The organism is Vibrio sp. 99K-1, assembly GCF_013114585.1.
Classification (GTDB): Bacteria; Pseudomonadota; Gammaproteobacteria; order Enterobacterales; family Vibrionaceae; genus Vibrio; species Vibrio chagasii_B.
Window position 1 is genome coordinate 201,176 of record NZ_VTXF01000005.1, and the last position, 18,966, is coordinate 220,141.

The 18,966-nt window shown below is 43.5% G+C and carries 16 protein-coding genes; 11 read left to right on the top strand and 5 right to left on the bottom strand.

Features of this window, described 5'->3' with window-relative positions; translation table 11 throughout:
* Positions 1 to 4: 4 nt before the first annotated feature.
* Positions 5 to 1,360, top strand: coding sequence for a hypothetical protein (locus F0228_RS06190; protein ID WP_061033454.1), 1,356 nt, complete (start codon positions 5 to 7; stop codon positions 1,358 to 1,360).
* Between the two features lie 102 nt (positions 1,361 to 1,462).
* On the opposite strand, the gene F0228_RS06195 is transcribed toward F0228_RS06190, so the two are convergent.
* Together F0228_RS06195 and F0228_RS06200 are read right to left on the bottom strand one after the other, a co-directional pair.
* Entirely contained in the window at positions 1,463 to 1,948 is a 486-nt protein-coding gene (locus F0228_RS06195; RefSeq protein WP_061033455.1) for a DUF4442 domain-containing protein, read from the bottom strand.
* Positions 1,949 to 2,124: 176 nt separating this feature from the next.
* Positions 2,125 to 3,012, bottom strand: coding sequence for a putative PEP-binding protein (locus F0228_RS06200; RefSeq protein ID WP_171762016.1), 888 nt, complete (start codon positions 3,010 to 3,012; stop codon positions 2,125 to 2,127).
* Positions 3,013 to 3,219: 207 nt separating this feature from the next.
* On the opposite strand from F0228_RS06200, the gene F0228_RS06205 reads away from it, so the two are divergent.
* Both F0228_RS06205 and F0228_RS06210 read left to right on the top strand, forming a co-directional pair.
* Positions 3,220 to 4,278, top strand: a complete 1,059-nt coding sequence (locus F0228_RS06205) for a 3-deoxy-7-phosphoheptulonate synthase (RefSeq protein WP_061033457.1) — start codon at positions 3,220 to 3,222, stop codon at positions 4,276 to 4,278.
* A gap of 12 nt (positions 4,279 to 4,290) precedes the next feature.
* Positions 4,291 to 4,773 (top strand): YajQ family cyclic di-GMP-binding protein, encoded by a 483-nt coding sequence (locus F0228_RS06210; protein ID WP_004742331.1) that lies wholly within the window; start codon positions 4,291 to 4,293, stop codon positions 4,771 to 4,773.
* A 157-nt stretch (positions 4,774 to 4,930) separates the two neighbouring features.
* Here F0228_RS06210 and F0228_RS06215 read toward each other — a convergent pair whose 3' ends face one another.
* Positions 4,931 to 5,872 (bottom strand): bifunctional precorrin-2 dehydrogenase/sirohydrochlorin ferrochelatase, encoded by a 942-nt coding sequence (locus F0228_RS06215; protein ID WP_171762017.1) that lies wholly within the window; start codon positions 5,870 to 5,872, stop codon positions 4,931 to 4,933.
* 480 nt (positions 5,873 to 6,352) lie between these two features.
* Between F0228_RS06215 and F0228_RS06220 the strand changes: the two genes are divergently transcribed.
* The 6 genes from F0228_RS06220 (at position 6,353) to F0228_RS06245 (ending at position 12,069) form a co-directional block, all read left to right on the top strand.
* The gene (locus F0228_RS06220) at positions 6,353 to 7,381 is read left to right on the top strand and encodes an amino acid ABC transporter substrate-binding protein (protein ID WP_061033459.1); all 1,029 of its coding nucleotides are present in this window, start codon (positions 6,353 to 6,355) and stop codon (positions 7,379 to 7,381) included.
* A gap of 147 nt (positions 7,382 to 7,528) precedes the next feature.
* Positions 7,529 to 8,734, top strand: coding sequence for an amino acid ABC transporter permease (locus F0228_RS06225; RefSeq protein ID WP_171731738.1), 1,206 nt, complete (start codon positions 7,529 to 7,531; stop codon positions 8,732 to 8,734).
* Position 8,735: 1 nt separating this feature from the next.
* A complete protein-coding gene (locus F0228_RS06230) occupies positions 8,736 to 9,833 on the top strand; it encodes an amino acid ABC transporter permease (protein WP_171762018.1) in 1,098 nt (365 codons plus the stop codon).
* Between the two features lie 22 nt (positions 9,834 to 9,855).
* Positions 9,856 to 10,620: an amino acid ABC transporter ATP-binding protein gene (locus tag F0228_RS06235; protein ID WP_004742336.1), complete on the top strand. Its 765-nt coding sequence runs from the start codon at positions 9,856 to 9,858 to the stop codon at positions 10,618 to 10,620.
* A 293-nt stretch (positions 10,621 to 10,913) separates the two neighbouring features.
* The gene (locus F0228_RS06240; RefSeq protein WP_008223498.1) at positions 10,914 to 11,579 is read left to right on the top strand and encodes a Bax inhibitor-1/YccA family protein; all 666 of its coding nucleotides are present in this window, start codon (positions 10,914 to 10,916) and stop codon (positions 11,577 to 11,579) included.
* 160 nt (positions 11,580 to 11,739) lie between these two features.
* Positions 11,740 to 12,069, top strand: a complete 330-nt coding sequence (locus tag F0228_RS06245; protein WP_008223499.1) for a TusE/DsrC/DsvC family sulfur relay protein — start codon at positions 11,740 to 11,742, stop codon at positions 12,067 to 12,069.
* 44 nt (positions 12,070 to 12,113) lie between these two features.
* Here the strand turns inward: F0228_RS06245 and yccX are convergent, their stop codons facing one another.
* Positions 12,114 to 12,401, bottom strand: coding sequence for an acylphosphatase (gene yccX / locus F0228_RS06250; RefSeq protein ID WP_008223500.1), 288 nt, complete (start codon positions 12,399 to 12,401; stop codon positions 12,114 to 12,116).
* Positions 12,402 to 12,489: 88 nt separating this feature from the next.
* Between yccX and F0228_RS06255 the strand changes: the two genes are divergently transcribed.
* Positions 12,490 to 13,893, top strand: a complete 1,404-nt coding sequence (locus F0228_RS06255) for a methyl-accepting chemotaxis protein (protein WP_171762019.1) — start codon at positions 12,490 to 12,492, stop codon at positions 13,891 to 13,893.
* 150 nt (positions 13,894 to 14,043) lie between these two features.
* Positions 14,044 to 15,237: a class I SAM-dependent methyltransferase gene (locus F0228_RS06260; RefSeq protein WP_008223506.1), complete on the top strand. Its 1,194-nt coding sequence runs from the start codon at positions 14,044 to 14,046 to the stop codon at positions 15,235 to 15,237.
* A gap of 53 nt (positions 15,238 to 15,290) precedes the next feature.
* Here F0228_RS06260 and F0228_RS06265 read toward each other — a convergent pair.
* A partial coding sequence (locus tag F0228_RS06265; RefSeq protein WP_253820281.1) for an immunoglobulin-like domain-containing protein occupies positions 15,291 to 18,966 on the bottom strand: 3,676 nt, incomplete at its 5' end.

Genomic DNA, 18,966 nt, shown 5'->3' on the forward strand with positions numbered 1-18,966 from the left:
ATCGTTGATCACCGTTGATAAACAAGATGCGATAACACTCAAAATTAACCATGCAATGGCTAAAACCAAAAAGCTCGACATGGATGTTTATCTATTCATTCCCGGTGAACTTGGACTCACTCCAGAAGTACTTTCTGAGAGCGCATTTTTCTATAGCTCAATCACTCAAAAACGCGCGTACTACAGTGATAAAACACTACTCCCCCTAGTACACAGCCGTTTAGCAAAACGTGGACGACTGTCTACCACTCAATACCGTGTAAGCTTGAGCTTGTTCGCCTACCAATATGTTATCGCTTTAGATAAAGCGGTCAGCAGCTTAAATAAAAATGATAGTGACGACGTAACGGCTGACGAAGTGGATGAGGTTATCGAACTGGCTTTAGACATATTAAAGAAGCTGCGTCGAAGTATCCCTTATGAAGAAAACCTGAAACGCTACTATGCCAATATAGACAACTACCTATCTTGGTATACCGAGCAAAAATTCCTATCGCTAGTGTCACACATGCCTCGTGGTAGCGAGTATTCAACCATCAAAGAGCGTCTTTTAACACTTTGCGATAAAGAGACCGCTCACCGCAAACTTAACCGCTACAACTCAGCCAAAGTTCGAGAAGATGTAACCCGCTTGAGTAACAAGATGCGTTTGCTGCGTCGTTTGATTGAGCACCCTATCGTACTCAAAGAGAAAACCACCTCAATGGGTAAAAACGTTAAACGAGCAGTGAAAGGTGTTGCGACTGGTTTAGTGATGGTGGTTGTGACCACAACGGTTATCTTAGCCCGAGATTTCCTAGGAGAGATTACCGCTTCTTTCATCGTCGCAATGTCTTTCATCTATGCACTACGTGAGATATTCAAAGACGATTTAAGAGACATTCTTTGGCGCTGGCTTCGTAAAGGCAAGCCAAAGTGGAAACGCCGTTATTACGATCCAACAACCAATAAGTCAGTTGGTCATAAACTTGAGTGGTTGGACTACGCAAACTTTTCTAAGCTCGCTGACCGCATTCAGTCGATACGTAAGAAACGTGTGGTGCAGCGTGAAGAGCAAATCTTGCATTACCGGTCGCACACAGAGATGTCGACATCAACCTTTATGAGTGGCTACGAGGAAACGCGTGAAACCTTGTCGATCAGTCTAAGAGCGCTGACACGCTTAATGGATAAGGGCTCGAACAAGATTTATCGATTGAATGAAGGTCAAGTGAGTCGAGAGTCCGTTGAGAAGCGTCACCTGCTCAATCTGATCATTAAAGAGAACAACCACGATAATGAACCAACTTACTATCGTTGGAAAATAGTCATGAACCGTTCAAAGATTGTCGATATCGAGCAAATCACACAAGAGTCATAGAACTACTGCGATTCGTGCTATTACGGTATGTGGATATACATTCACATACCGTTTTTGTTAGTTCGAGCCCCACCAAATACCATTCTAAGCAGATACTTGTGGTTACTTTCTAGATGGGATTTTTTTGATAGAGAGCGTGAGTGTAAATTCTGCCATGGGCTCTTCGCCATGCAGTGATGGGCAGGTTGCGATAATGGTTACTGGCTGATTTACTCGCTCTCCGGTCGACATGGTTTCTGCCAGCATAGTGTTGATCAGCTCACCGTCAGTACAAGTGAAATGCACATCGCCTTCAGGTCGCTTCAGAAAGTTACCTGTCACCTCTTTAAACGCCAAAGAGATCTTCTCACCTTGCTGTTGAGATTTACTCATAGCAAGAAAGCCACCTGCTACATCCGCACCTACAGCTAAAACTCCGAAATACATGCTATTGAGATGGTTTTTGGTGCGCCTTCTAAGCGGAATTTTCACCTCTACACGCTCGTTATCGAGTACCAGAAGCTTTGGACGACACAGCCAGATGAGTGGGACTTTGAAAAAACCAAACATGCTTAAATAGAAATTTGCTTTTTGTAGAGAGGTTAACATTGGAATTACCTAGCCTAATCAGTCATCAGACCAGTTAATCGACTAACGATTAAGATGTCAAAAAAATGTTACAAAAAAGAGATATCATCACACAATGATATCTCTTTTATTCTCAAAGCATTAGCGCTTCGAACCAACTCATACGCCAAGTTGATAAATTACAGCAACAGACTGATTTATGCCGTCACGACGGTTTCAACCCCTTCAAGGTCAGCGATGTAACCTTGTAAGCGCGGATAATCAACCAAACCTTGAGTAACAAGTAAAACGGGTTTCTTAGCGTTCTGTGTCGCCTTAACAATCATATCTAGCAGTGTAATTACCGCTTCGTTTTGTGGATCAAAAGCGTGTTGCTGCGCTTCATTCTGCTTATCAACACCAAGTGTGAAAGACGCTAGGTTGTCGACATTCACCACAACACCATCAAAGTAATGCAGTAGACGTTCACTCAGTAGAACGGCAGATGGCACATCGCATGAGAACAATACCTTCAAGCCATTCAAACCGCGAGGCAAGCCTTGCTCTGCAAGTAAATCGATGATCTTAGCCGCGTCGCTTAATGCGCGTACATAAGGAACCACGACTTCGACATTGATGCCTTGTTCGCGCAGTGTTTTAACTACCTGACACTCCAAAGCAAACGCTTTGCTGTACTCTGGCGTCGCATAACGAGCAACACCACGAACACCCAGTGCCGGGTTCACCTCTTCTACTTCGCAATTACCACCTAACAGCGAACGAAAGCCGTAGCTGTCAGCATTGCTTAAAGCGATACGCACAGAACTATGGTTTGGTTGAACAGCCGCTTGAATCGCCGTTACCAAGGTCGAAACGAAATGTTCATCAACGCTTTTGCCACCAAGAATCGCGTCTAGAGAGGTTTTCTCTATATCAGAAAGTGTGTCTAAATGGCTTTCAATACTTGGATGATAGAAGACACGATCCATGACCAATTCAGAGAGAGATACGTATAAGTGGTTGGAATTATTATTATCGTTATAAGAAGGCAGCACATCGCCTAAGACCAGTTCTGGGTGCAAAGTGCTTTGATTTTCTTGAGTCATTGCTGCTCCAGCATTTTTATGTTGTGTTCAAACGAAAATACCGATAGCTGCCTGTTAATACAAGTGAAAATCCCGTATTTAGCGTCGGGCTGCTGATAAAAATAAGAATATTAGTAATAACAGAGATAACTTTGACTTAAGAGAGTTTATTCCTCGGTTCAATTCCGTTATCTTAACCACTTCGCAATAGAATAAAAAAGCTATCACATGCCATTAAAAACTGATGAGTTGAGAACCCAAGCTCTGGGTCCTATGCCAACTCCTGCCGAATTAGGCAACGCACACCCTATTACTGACGACGTTGCTGAGCGTATTGCAAATTCTCGCCGCCAAATCGAAGATATCCTAACTGGTCGTGATAACCGCCTATTAGTTATCGTAGGCCCTTGCTCTGTTCACGATACAGAAGCGGCACTTGATTACGCTGAGCGTCTAAGCCAGATTCAAGAACAATACAAAGACGAATTGTTTGTTGTCATGAGAACCTACTTCGAGAAACCTCGTACGGTTGTAGGTTGGAAAGGCTTAATTACCGATCCAAACCTTGATGGTTCTTACGCACTTGAGACAGGCTTAAACAAAGCACGTCAGCTTTTGCTTGATATCAACAAGCTTGGTCTAGCAACCGCAACTGAATTCCTTGATATGATCACAGGTCAATACATTGCAGACCTGATCACTTGGGGCGCAATCGGGGCACGTACTACCGAATCTCAGATTCACCGTGAAATGGCTTCAGCATTGTCTTGCCCAGTTGGCTTCAAAAACGCGACAAACGGCAACATCAAGATCGCTATTGATGCAATTCGCGCGTCACAAGCTTCTCACTACTTCTACTCACCAGATAAAAATGGTCGCATGACAGTTTACCGCACTTCGGGCAACCCATACGGTCACGTAATTCTGCGTGGTGGTGATAAAGGTCCAAACTTTGATGCACAATCTGTGGATAGCGCATGTAAGCAACTAGCTGAGTTCGACCTACCTCAACGTTTGGTGGTGGACTTCAGCCACGCTAACTGTGAAAAGCAACACCGCAAACAGTTGGACGTTGCAAAAGACATCTGTGAACAGATCAAATCGAACAAAAATCAAATTGCAGGCATCATGGCAGAAAGCTTCATTAAAGAAGGTAACCAGCCAATGACGGATATCAACAACCTAGAATACGGCAAGTCGATTACTGACCCGTGTCTAAGCTGGGAAGATACCGCGACAATGTTAGACATGCTTGCAACAGCAATCAAAGATAGAAACTTAGCTTAAGGAAATAAAACAATGCCATCATTTGACATTATCTCTGAAGTAGAAGCAGTAGAACTACGTAACGCTGTAGACAATGCTAACCGTGAACTATCGACTCGTTTCGATTTCCGCGGTGTTGACGCTAGCTTTGACTACAAAGATGAGTCGGTAAAACTGACTGCTCAAGACGATTTCCAGCTTAAGCAAATGCGCGATATTCTTCGTAGTAACCTAACGAAGCGCAATGTTGACCCTAACGCGATGGAAGCGAAAGCAGCAGATCAAACAGGTCGCACTTGGCACCAAACGGTTATCTTTAAGCAAGGTATCGAAACTGATGTTGCAAAGAAAATCGTTAAGCTAATTAAAGACAACAAGATTAAGGTTCAAGCGTCTATTCAAGGTGAAAAAGTACGTGTAACAGGTAAGAAGCGTGACGACCTACAAGCTGTAATGGCACTAGTTCGTAACGGTGAGCTTGGTCAACCTTTCCAATTCGATAACTTCCGCGACTAATTTTGAGTTAAGCAACTACGTTTATTTGTTGCTCATTGATCGTCACGATATTGTGTTCGAAATAGCAAAAAGCCACTTCCTGCGAAGTGGCTTTTTATTTATCTAGTGATATTAGCGTATTAGACACCAGTTTTATGACAGCTAGCTGGTCTGCTTCTTAGCTCAAAACCTTGGCAGAAGACAGCTTGAGGTCTTTCCCTACCAACAAATTGAATTCAACGCTCGCTGGTGGGATGAACACACATACTCTTAAGTTTTCAGCTTTTGCTTGCTCAAGCTTCGTTGAGAGCTCTCCACTGTTTGCGTAACTTTCTCTTTCCGCATCACGACGACATAGATCTACGTATTCGAATGGGCACTCTTTCGGAGACAATACCAGCTCAGCTTCCTGCATCAAGCGTAACGCCTTCATAGACAGCAACTCGACATCTTGTTCAAATTCGATCCAGGTTACCTGCCCTTCACTATCAACGCCTTCTGTCAGCGCTTGCTGATAATACGTTTCTAATTGCTCTCTATCCGTTACCTGCTCGATAAAACTGGACGATAAAAAGCGTTCCCAAAACTTGCGACGTTCATCGACGGTAGGAAACGACTCTTTGATCGAGTTGCGTTTTGATGCACCAAAGTCTGCGAGAAGGCCGATATTCTGAGGCAATACGGTTTCGAGTTTTTCTCTAATATTTCTCACTAAAACAGGTGATGCACCACCACTAGATATGGCAATTTGGATTCTTCCACGATTTATCATTGAAGGTGTAATGAAGTCACAGTATGGCAAATCATCAACCACATTGACTAAAATACCCAGTTTCTTTGCATCATTATACACCTGATGATTCAAGCTAGGGTTATCTGTGGTCGCCCATACTTGAAGGTATTCTTTCGATATAATTTGTGATGAGTAAAAGTTTTGAACCCAGTGAAGTTTGTTCTCATCAACAAGCTGCTGTAAGTACGGCGCAACCTTAGGAGAAACTAACGTAACGTTAGCGCCTGCTCTTAGCAAGCTATCCACTTTACGGCAAGCAACCTCACCCCCACCGACCACGAGAATCGGCTTATTCTCTACATCCAAAAACATTGGGAAATAACGCATGTTCTTCCTTGAGACGACTTCAATAACTATTCAGCCATGCTACCAAATTTGGAGCATATTAATAACTATCGAAGTGTAATAAAAATATTTATTGACCAAATTTCAATCTTTTTTAAGTTTAATGTTTCACCAACGTGAGATTCATTCAGGATTTTTATCTAGTCGATTATCAATATAAAAATCTAAATCTTGTTGCACCAACAGTGTGAACCCTTGCACTATTTACATTCAGTTAACATTTGGTCATTCTAAATGTGTTCGGATTTGTGATTTCATTCAAAATTCTTTTTAAATTATACATTTGTGAAACTACGGATCCTTTCCTAACCTTATAAACAGTTGATTAAATCGCACACAGTTTCATTTGCAAAATGCAACTCGTTTGATTTAGACAACGAGGTCATAGAAAACGCAACACATATAGAAAACTCAAATGAGCACGAGTATCAGGTGTCACCTGGTTAACAAGGAAGGATACAAATGACAAATAAACTAACACTTCTTGCTTCAGTAGTAGCTGCATCAACTGCGATGATGGCAACATCAGCATCAGCGGCAGAAAGCACTCTGGACAAAGTCACATCTCAAGGCTTCTTAACTTGTGGTGTAAGTACAGGTCTTCCAGGGTTCTCTAACCCAAACTCAAAAGGTGAATGGGAAGGAATCGATGTTGAGTATTGTCAAGCTCTTGCAGCGGCTGTACTCGGTGACAAGACTAAAGTTAAGTATGTACCTCTAACAGCAAAAGAGCGTTTTACTGCGCTTCAATCTGGCGAAATCGACGTACTGTCTCGCAACACAACATGGACACTGCATCGTGATACCGCTCTAGGTCTTAACTTCGTAGGCGTTAACTACTACGATGGTCAAGGCTTCATGGTTAAGAAAGATCTTGGCCTAACCAGCGCTCTAGAACTTGATGGCGCGTCTGTATGTGTTCAATCAGGCACAACGACTGAGCTTAACCTAGCCGATTACTTCCGTAACAACGGCATGTCTTACAAGCCAGTGGTATTTGATACAGCAGCACAAACATCTAAAGGTTTCGACGCAGGTCGTTGTGATGTGCTAACCACTGACCAATCTGGTCTATACGCGCTTCGCCTTAACCTAGCTGATCCTAAATCTGCACAAGTACTTCCTGAAATTATCTCTAAAGAGCCTCTAGGCCCAGTTGTTCGTCAAGATGATGACAAATGGTTCAACGTAGCTAAGTGGACACTTTCAGCAATGGTCAATGCGGAAGAATACGGCATCACTTCTAAAAATGCTGATGAAATGCTCAAGTCAAAAGATCCAAACATCAAACGTATTCTTGGTGTAGACGGTCCTAAAGGTAAAGGCCTTGGCATTCGTGACGACTGGGGTTACCAAGTAATCAAACAAGTTGGTAACTACGGTGAAAGTTTTGAGCGTACTGTTGGTACAGGTTCTCCACTTCAGATCGATCGTGGTGTAAATGCGTTATGGAATGCGGGCGGCTTTATGTACGCTCCACCAATCCGTTAATAGCACAGGACGTGATTACTTGTTCGTAATCGTTGCTATCGCTCTTGTTGAGGGTGATAGCAGCAACCCAAAAATGAATGTTTGAGTAACACGATTTAGGGCGGTTTTTCCGCCCTAAATGTTAAATGGATTTGAGGTTATTGCAGTATGAAACCTAACAACACTCTTACTCCTTCCCAGGAAAAGCCCGAAGCTAAAAGTGCTAACCTTTTATACAACCCGACTTTTCGATCTGTCGTTTTCCAGATCATCGCCATCGGAGCACTTGGCGCTTTCTTCTATACCATCGTAAACAACGCCCTTACCAACCTTGAAGCCCGAGGCATTGCCACTGGTTTTGACTTTTTAAGTCAAGAGGCGGGGTTTGGTATCGGCCTTACCCTCGTCGAATATGACGAAACCTTCTCATATGGTCGAACATTCGTTGTCGGCTTATTAAACACCGCTTTAGTATCTGTGTTAGGTATTATCTTAGCAACGGTTCTTGGCTTCTCTATGGGTGTCGCTCGTCTGTCATCTAACTGGCTAGTGAGCCGATTTGCCGCGGTATACATTGAAATCTTCCGAAATATCCCACTACTACTTCAAATCTTCTTTTGGTATTTCGCGGTTCTTCAAGCTCTCCCCTCTGCAAGACAAAGTCTCAGTTTGGGCGAAGCGATTTTCCTAAACGTGCGTGGTCTTTATTTCCCAGCCCCTGTTCTTGAGCAAGGAAGCAGCATCGTTATTGCGTCACTGATTGCTGGTATCGTAGCTACCATCATCATCAACATTTGGGCTAACAACAAACAGAAACTAACTGGGCAACAAACCCCTATGTTTCGAATTGCTCTTAGCTTGATCGTGGGTTTGCCTCTAGTTGTCTATTTTGTGCTTGGTATGCCGATTTCAGCTGAATACCCGGAACTGAAAGGCTTTAACTTCAGAGGTGGTATCAGCATTATTCCTGAATTAGCCGCTCTTGTATTAGCACTAAGTATCTATACGGCGTCTTTCATCGCAGAGATCGTTCGTTCTGGTATTAATGCAGTTAGCCACGGCCAAACAGAAGCTGCGATGTCTCTAGGTCTTCCTCGAGCTCGCACATTAAAGCTGGTTATTATTCCTCAAGCGTTGCGAATCATTATTCCACCGCTAACTAGCCAATACTTAAACCTCACTAAGAACTCTTCGTTAGCAATGGCTATTGGCTACCCTGACTTAGTTTCTGTGTTCGCAGGTACAACTCTCAACCAAACAGGTCAAGCTATCGAAATCATTGCCATGACCATGGGTGTATACCTAACGCTAAGCTTATTGACATCTGCGTTAATGAATATCTATAACCGTAAAGTCGCATTGGTGGAGAGATAATATGAGCACACATCAATTTCAACCGGATCTTCCACCTCCCGCTAATACCGTTGGCGTAGTCGGCTGGTTAAGAAAGAATCTCTTTAATGGACCGGTAAACAGCATCGTCACCGTTGTTTTGGGTTACATCGCCTTTTCACTGCTCTGGACAACCTTCGATTGGGCTTTCCTAAATGCAGACTGGGTTGGCACAACACGTGATGCTTGTACTAGTGACGGTGCTTGCTGGGTGTTCATCAACGTTCGCTGGGATCAGTTCATGTACGGGTTCTACCCTGAGGCAGAACTGTGGCGTCCTCGCCTTTTCTACGCAACGTTGGCTATCTTTGTAGCACTATTGGCTTACGAGAAAACACCTAAACGCACGTGGATTTGGTTATTTTTCGTAAACATCTACCCATTCATCATTGCTGGTTTGCTATACGGCGGTGTGTTTGGATTGGAAGTTGTTGATACGCACAAATGGGGTGGCCTACTCGTTACGCTTATCATTGCGTTGGTGGGTATCGTTGTATCGCTGCCGATTGGTGTCGCACTGGCGCTTGGCCGTCGCTCTGAAATGCCAATCATCCGTAGTATTTGTACTGTGTACATCGAAATTTGGCGTGGTGTTCCGCTGATTACTGTGCTGTTCATGGCGTCTGTAATGCTGCCACTATTCCTTACTGCGGGTTCTGAGACCGATAAGTTGTTCCGTGCGCTAGTAGGTGTGGTTCTATTTAGTGCCGCTTATATGGCCGAGGTAATTCGTGGTGGCCTGCAAGCTATTCCCAAAGGACAATATGAAGCCGCTGACGCACTGGGCTTAACCTATTGGAAAAAGATGGGGCTGATTATTCTTCCTCAAGCGCTGAAAATCACAATCCCATCAATCGTAAACACATTCATTGGCTTGTTTAAAGATACCAGTCTGGTACTTATCATTGGTATGTTCGATGTACTGGGTATTGGTCAAGCAGCGAACACCGACCCTGAGTGGTTAGGTTTCGCTACAGAAAGTTATGTATTTGTCGCGTTAGTGTTCTGGGTGTTCTGTTTTGGCATGTCGAGATACTCGATATGGCTAGAAAACAGACTTCACACCGGTCACAAACGATAGTTAATAAGATCAAGGACGTATTATGACGCAACAACTAAATCCAGAATCGCAAGAGTTGATGATTGAACTGAAAGACATGAACAAGTGGTACGGTGAGTTCCACGTTCTTAAGAACATCAACTTAGAAGTAAAAAAAGGCGAGAAAATCGTTATCTGTGGGCCTTCTGGCTCAGGCAAATCGACTATGATTCGCTGTATCAATAGACTGGAAGAGCATCAAAAGGGACACATCTTTGTGTCTGGCAATGAGCTTACTGAAGATCTAAAAAACATCGAAGCCGTTCGTCGTGACGTTGGCATGTGTTTCCAGCACTTCAATCTATTTCCGCATCTTACGGTACTAGAAAACTGTACCTTAGCCCCTATCTGGGTGAAAAAGATGCCGAAAGAAGAAGCTGAAGCGATTGCGATGAAATATCTAGAGCGTGTAAAGATCCCTGAGCAAGCAGACAAGTTCCCAGGTCAGCTCTCTGGTGGTCAGCAACAGCGTGTAGCGATTGCTCGTTCTCTGTGTATGAACCCACAAGTCATGCTGTTTGATGAACCAACATCAGCGCTCGACCCAGAAATGGTTCGTGAAGTTCTAGACGTTATGGTTGAACTAGCAGAAGAAGGCATGACCATGCTTTGTGTAACGCACGAGATGGGCTTTGCTAAGGAGGTAGCCGATAGGGTTATCTTCATGGATGCCGGGGAAATCATTGAAGAGAACAACCCTGTCGACTTCTTTGAAAATCCGCAGTCAGACAGAACGCAAAACTTCTTGAGTCAAATCTTACACCATTAATGTGTTATGATGCATAATTAAGAGAGGCGGCTTAGGTCGCCTTTTTATTTTTCAAATTGATAGTTGGTTGATAGAAGGATATAAATAGGTACGCAAGTATAAAGGTTAAACATCGGGTGTTCGTGGCACTTTGATATCAGCATAAGACATACTTTGTTACACCTTCAGAAATACTTAACCAGCTATTTTGATTATTATTTTAAGTATACAAGTGGACTGTAAGACTTGATTTTTCGAACTTTCAGCCCCATAAATGTACTAATAACTATTGAAGTCACCTTACGAGGAAGATTATGAACAGCCCTATGTTTTCACGCACAGCATCTCAAGAAAGTGCTCTGCAAACCAATAAAGTGTTGCGTAATACCTACGCACTACTGTCTATGACACTACTTTGGTCTGCTGTTGTAGCAGGCGTATCTATGGCGATGAACCTTCCACGTCCTGGTCTTATCATGATGCTAGTTGGTTTCTACGGCCTACTTTTCCTAACAGAGAAGAACCGTGACAACAGCATGGGTCTAGTCTTTACGTTCCTGTTCACAGGTTTCCTAGGCTACACCATCGGTCCAATCTTAAACATGTACGTTGGCGCAGGCATGGGTGATGTTATCCTAACTGCTCTAGGCGGCACCGCATTAGCATTCATGGGGGCATCGGCTTACGCTCTTACTACTAAGCGTGACCTGTCTTTCCTTAACGGTATGCTACTAGCAGGTTTCGTCGTGCTACTTGTAGGCATGGTTGCAAATATCTTCCTACAAATGCCGATTCTGTCATTAGCAATGAGTGGTATGTTCATCCTGTTCTCGACTGGTGTTATTTTGCTGACAACGCAAAACATCATCCGTGGCGGTGAAACTAACTACATCTCAGCGACAGTTAGCCTATACGTATCAATCTACAACATCTTCATCAGCCTACTAAGCATCCTAGGCATCATGGGCAGCGACGACTAATCACTCGCCTAATTGAAGAATATCTAGCCCAAGAGCCTATCTCTTGGGCTTTTTTGTATCTATAGGATCAATATTTTTCAAGATCGCAACGATATCTATTGAGAAAGGTAAACTTGGTCATGTACCCTACCTAAATAGTTAATTGGATTCTGGACTAAACATGTTTGAATATAACGGCAAGCAAATCGAAACCGACGCTCAAGGCTACCTGTTGGATTACACACAATGGGAAGAAGGTATGATTGAAATTCTTGCACAAGATGAAGCCATTGAGCTTACCGAAGCGCACTTAGAAGTGGTGCATTTTGTAAGGAGCTTTTACGAAGAGTTCAACACTTCCCCTGCGGTTCGCATGCTGGTTAAAGCGATGGAAAAAGCCCATGGCCCAGAAAAAGGTAACAGTAAATACCTGTTCAAATTATTCAAAAAAGGCCCAGCGAAACAAGCGACCAAACTCGCAGGCTTACCTAAACCAGCAAAGTGTCTGTAACAACAGGTTACTAATTATCTCAATCAAATACTGTGGCCTGTTAGCTACAGTATTTGGAACTCCCCAACACGCACATTGCGCTTTTCACCTTCTCCCAACCTTTGCTTAACCACATTGTCTACCGTTGCGCTCGCAGGACCTACTTGCAACCATTGGTATAGCTTATCTACCTGGCCACTTTCGCCAACAGCCAACACTTCAACTCGACCATCATTTAAGTTCTTGGCATACCCTGAAATGGCAAGCTTCTGCGCTTCTCTGCTGGTGTGATAACGGAAGCCAACACACTGAACTACGCCTGACACGACAAATATAGATTGTGAATTTTTCATAACGTTGCCTCATAAATTGTATGAATGATATAGTTGAGACTCTATTCATTCACCGCTTATTGGTGGACTTACTTCGAGTATAACGATTATGAAAGAAATCCCATTTCGTTGGATTGATAAATATCTCATTCACCTAAAAATCCAAGAAAAGTTTTATCTCCTCTTTTTATTACCTCTTCTCGCTCTTGTTATATTAACTCTCGTTTTAGATAGTGCAGCAGATTCACTACTGGCCCACCTCTATCAAGAAGAATTGCTCTTAATGAAGGGGCTTATCGAAGCTGGTCAACTCACCAAAGAACAAGTTGCTCAACTGGTTAATAGCTCCGAAACTATCTCCCTTGGTTATGGCGCAGGCTCTGTTTCAGTTATGAATGGTGCATTTAGTTTGGTTGCTAACCACGACCAAAACCTGTGGTCTGCGCTTTCAGCAACACAGGTATCGATCATTGCGGTCACCCTAACTTTAATTGCACTCGGTGTTTACTACATCATGACTTTCATTGGCGGAGCAATGTTCTCAATGAACAAAGCACTGAGCACACTCGCGAATGGTGACCTAACTTGTCGTATGAACTACTTCCCTGTTCGTGATGAGTTTAGTGAAATCGCAATTACTATCGACAAGGTAGCAGAACGCGAGCAAAACATGGTGCTTTCGATTCAAGAGTCTGTAGCGCTCATGCAGCAAATTAGCTCTGACTTGAATCAGTCAACACAGCAAAGCTCTGATATCTCAGGAAACCAACAAGAGCATCTGAACAGTCTAGCAAGTGCGACTGAACAAATGGCCGCAACCATTCGTGAGGTAGCAACCCTTGCTCATGCATCAAGCTCTCAAACGATGGACGCTCGTGGTGTTGCACAAAGTGGTCAAGTAAAAGTTTCAAACACGCTGGAATCTATCTCTAACCTATCTCAAGAGATTCAATCTGCTTCACAAGCCGTTGAAGAGCTGGATGCAAACGCAGCGCAAATAGATGAAGTCGTGACAACCATCAATGGTATTTCAGAGCAGACCAATCTACTTGCATTGAACGCCGCCATCGAGGCCGCTCGCGCGGGTGAACAAGGTCGAGGTTTTGCGGTTGTTGCTGATGAAGTTCGTGCACTTGCCGGTCGAACTCAACAAGCAACGGTTGAGATCCAAAGTATGATTGAATCATTACAACGTAACAGCCAGTCGCTGACAAAGCTGATGGAAGTGACGGTGAACAACGCCAATGAAGGGCAAACATTGATGTCTGAAGTGAATGTTGAGATCGGCTCGCTAGCTGAAAAGAATCAATCCATTTCTGATAGCAGTACCCAAATCGCGACAGCAGCCGAAGAGCAAGGTGTCGTTGCTGATAACATTGCACAGAGCGTCGAAGAAATTCGTCATCAATCAGATAGCATCTGTGAAATGATCAGTAAGAGCAATTCTAATGTTGACCAGCTTCGTAAGCAAAGTGACACCATGGAAGGCTTATTGACAGGTCTTAAAGCATAATCTTGGTCTTTCAAAGGCAGTATTTAGAATATTGCTATCTAACTGATTAAAATCATGACAAGGGCTGCTCACGTGGCCCTTTCTTATTTGCTTTTCACCTGCACTTCCCCGACAATACCCCTCCTTCAAATTCAACAAACAGAGTAAATTATGACTCCTTCTATTCATCTAGCGAAAGGCCGTGACAAATCATTACGCCGCAAACACCCATGGGTATTTTCACGCGGTATCGATAAAGTCGAGGGTGAGCCAAAACAGGGTGAAACGGTAGACGTATATGCTCAAAATGGTCAGTGGTTAGCGAAGGCTGCTTACTCACCATCTTCTCAAATTCGAGCACGTGTTTGGACATTTGAAAAAGAAGACATCAACAAAGCGTTCTTCGTAAAACGAATTCAAGACGCACAGTCATTACGCGAAGACATCATCGAACGTGATGGCCTAACAGGTTACCGCCTGACCGCAGCAGAATCAGACGGCTTACCAGGTATCACCATCGATAAGTATCAAGACTACTTAGTTTGCCAACTCCTTAGTGCTGGTGCTGAATTTAACAAAAGCGTATTGGTTGAAGCGCTAATTGAGTGCTTCCCAGACTGCAATATTTACGAGCGCTCTGACGTAGCGGTTCGTAAGAAAGAAGGCTTAGAACAAGTGGTTGGCGTTCTTCACGGTGAAGAGCCACCAAAGTCTATCGTAATTGAAGAAAACGGCGTTAAGATCAGCGTAAACATCATGGAAGGTCACAAAACAGGCTTCTACATGGACCAACGTGATAGCCGTAAAGAGTCAATGAAATACGTAAAAGGCAAAGATGTCCTTAACTGTTTCTCGTACACTGGTGGTTTTGGCCTGTACGCGCTTAAAGGCGATGCAAAGCGAGTCATCAACGCAGACGTATCTCAACTTGCTCTTGATACAGCCAAATTCAACGCTGAGCTTAACGAGTTTGATATCTCGAAAAAGCGCGCTGTATTCCTAAATGCTGACGTCTTCAAGCTGCTTCGCGAATACCGTGACCAAGGCACTAAATTTGACGTGGTGATCATGGACCCACCGAAGTTTGTTTCAAGTAAGAACAACCTGACATCAGGTGCAAACGGCTATAAAGATGTAAACATGCTTGCAATGCAAATCCTAAAGCCAGGCGGTACGCTACTTACCTACTCTTGCTCTGGCCTAATGGGTACAGACCTATTCCAAAAGATCATCGCTGATGCGGCCATTGACGCTGGCAGAACCGTTAAGTTCGTCGAGCGCTTCGAGCAAGCCGCTGACCACCTAACCGACACTGCTTACCCGGAAGGTTTCTACCTGAAAGGCTTTGCTTGTAAAGTTCTGTAGACAGTTAAGCTTTCAATAACGAGTTAATAAAAAAGGGCCTTTCGGCCCTTTTTTTAGTATTGGTCAGGTAAGTTCACAAACAACTGACTCACCAAGTTGGTCAAATCACCATTAACAACAGAGCCATCAACTTGTGAATTCACCGAGTCGAATTGGTCACCGACATTATCTAGGACAATCGTTTGGGTCTGTCCTGTATTATCTGTGTTTTCAGAGATGGTAATGACAAGGTCTTTGTCACCGCTACCATTATCGACTTTTTCAATAGTGATGTGATCAAGAAGATCAAACATTGAACTTTCATTTGGTAACAACTCTGATATATCGAGGTGGTCTTCACCCAAAGCAAAATCAGTTATTGTATCGACGTCATCTTGGAACGGTTCATCAACCCATTTGAACAAGTCGTCGCCTTCGTCACCAGTTAGAATATCGTCTCCAATACCACCAATGAGTATATCATTACCAGAACCACCGATTAGCGTGTCTTCACCAGTGCCACCACGAAGTCCATCGTTTCCTTCTCCTCCGTCAAGGCTATCATTACCTTCACCACCAAAAATCAAATCTACACCACCTTGACCATAAATAGCATCGTCTCCGCCCCCGCCATGACCGAGGTCGACATAAGCATTCGAAGATGCAGCTAACGTTGTAAAACCGCCAGATTCAAGGCCGCCTTGTAAGTGAGAGCTATCAGAGCCATTACTAAAAGTGTCATCCAGCAACTGTTGTGCATTATCAAGTTTTTGTTGGTGTGAGGCATCATTATCCAAACCAGAAGCATGACTATCCCCGAGGTAAATTGTGTCGTCACCGGAGCCTAGATATACATCATCACCGGCTGCACCGACATCAACGACTAAGCCAGATTGAGTTTGGTCTAAGTTAAACGTAGTAGGAACTTGACCTGAAGGAGCCCATTGTGTGAACGCATATTGAGTTTCAGCATGTACTACCTGCACAGAATCTACTATGTCGCCTTCAGATTTAACATCCGCAATAGAGCTTAGTGATGTCGCCGCGATATTAATTTGAATAGTGCTAGAGCTTGTATCTCCATCGTTATCAGCGATCGTGTAGGCAAAATCGAACGAGGTATCCGCCGCAACGCTAGCACCATAAAATTCATAGTCGCCGGTTTCCAAGTTGATAACAAATGAGTGTTCGTTGTTTATAAACAAAGATAGGGTATTGTTAGAATCATCAAATGAATGATTCGATGAAGACTGGCTTTGTGGATTAATTAAGGTGTTACCATCAAATTGATAAGTCACTCCATCAAATACAATACTTTGGATATAACCTCCATCTGCACCAAAACCATTACCCGCAGAACCAGATCCCCCAATATTACCTGAAACAGGGGTAATAATAGATTGCAAAAGAACGGGGGGTAGCTGACTGATATCTGAAACAATCACAGGGCTAATATCGATACCTTTATCACCATCGAAAGCGACAGGTTCCATATGTTCGCTCGAAATGTTCGCGCCCATCCCGTATGCAAGTGATGTGACGCCATACTTGGTTAACTGAGATTCCCAAGCGGCCTGCTCTGAAGCATTGATCCTATGATTAGCTGAGCTAGGATCTCCATCGGACAAGAAGTAACTGATATTACTTCCTCCTGAAACCATATCACTGTTACCCCAAATGCTATCACTACCCGCTAACCGAACAGCGTCATCGTAATCCGTACCACCACCTGCTGTTAAAGAATTTATGACTCCGATTGCGGTATCAACATCCATCCAAATCGTTGAAAGGTTAGAAGGCAATGAGTTATCAGAAGACCAACTGCCATTTTCATTAACAACATTCGCGTCAGATTCAAATACAGTTACTTGAACTTTGGTTTCTCCAAGCAATTGATACCCTTGAAGCAAAGCTATCGCAGATTGCTTCATAACTGTCATTGCATTTCCTGACATCGATCCTGAGACGTCTAGAATTAATTGCACGTTTGCACCATCTTTAACTACTGATGCCAAATCATGAACTTTAGCCTGAGCAACAGGAACATCATCATCGATAGTCAATGAAATCGTGCCGGATTGAGTCCCGGTATCGTTAGTTGCTACAACACCGATATCAATCGACATATTGTTGACAGGTGTACTTCCGTTTAAATGATCAACCGGTCCGCTTAAACTTACTGAGTAATTTCCGGAATCGTCAATCATCGCGGTCACAATCTCAACCCCATTAGCGCTACCGACAAGGCTTTGACCACCATTTGAAGATACCCAAGTGATGCTTTGACCACCTGACGTATAGCTTTCTGAAGGCTCCTGCAAGGTAACGCTTTCTGCATAGAGAACATCTACATTGCCAGAAACAGTTTGTGTCGTAGTAGCATCCTCAGATACATCACGTGAAACGCTAGTCACTTCTGGAGACGGTTTAACGATAGAATCCGTCTCAATCGTGACTTGCGCTGTTGAGCTCTCTAAGTCACTAGAATCTTCTGCTTTATAATCAATGGTCTCTGTAACTTTGGCGTCCACAACATCAACGCCTTTAAAAGTAATGTTTGAATTTCTATTTGGATTTGATGAACCGTCTTGGGTAGTGAACACTCTAAGCTCTGTAAACGGAATAAAACCACCATTACCATCAGGAATAGAGACATTAACAGTCGCATTACCACTAGAATCAATGGATAGCGTATATTCGTTGCCAGAATTGGAGCTATTTTCGGTGTTGAAGTTGAAAGTACCAACAACGTTACCGGCAGAATCCAGTGCAACAACGTTGATCTCGCCATCAGCGCTACTATTAGGATTGTAATTCCCGTAAACGCTACCGAAATCTAGATTAGCAGACAAAATTTCCGCACCACTATTACCAAAGTCGACAGAAATAAATTCTTTAGACGTTACATCTAGCTCACTATCACCGCTCTTATTGGTAGAAACACCAAAACCATCCTCAACACCACTGCCGTCATAGTTCAGATAAACACCAGGGTTACTAACAACATCGTTGCCAACAGGTGAACTTCCCGTGTATGTACCAGCAGAAATCGAAATAAGATCGTTAAAATAAGAAATCGATGTGCTTCCGTTTGATGTATCAATATCAGAAGCAAGATCAGATGCACTAAAGCTAAGCTGGTCAGCAATATCTGAATCTACAACATATTCAAAATTATCAGCATCGCCATACTCTTGCCCAATCACAACTTCAGTTTTAGTACCATCATCCGCGACTTCATACAAAGTACCGAAAATAGGTTCACTCTCGACAATTACCGAAGTTTCAATACCAGCGGCGTCATCCTCTTCGTCGCTAGTATGTGGCGCGAAATCGACTGTGGTTGAACTGTTGGTTGTAGTTTCAGTGAAATCGTTGGCTTCCGGGGCATCATTCATATTAACTAGCGCAATACTTGTGATATCTAGAGCTTCAAAATCCCCTCCACTAACTGAGTCAATAGTCAGGGTTTGGTCATCTAAAACAGAAAAGAGCGTTGAGGAGACCAAGTCTCCCGGGATGTAAGCTGTTCCAAAAGTAATGGATGCGCCGTTGCTTAGCGTAACGGTAAACTCTGACGCTGGTGTATGATCTAGTGAAGCAGTGATAGCTGCGCTAGTCCCTACTTGGTCTATAGAAATACCAAACAAGCTCACTGTGGTCACGTCTGAGTCATCATTGATGGTCGTCGTTGCTGCTGTTGGGTCTTTCACCAAGCTCTCGAAGTTGCCGCCCGTTGCATCAGTGATA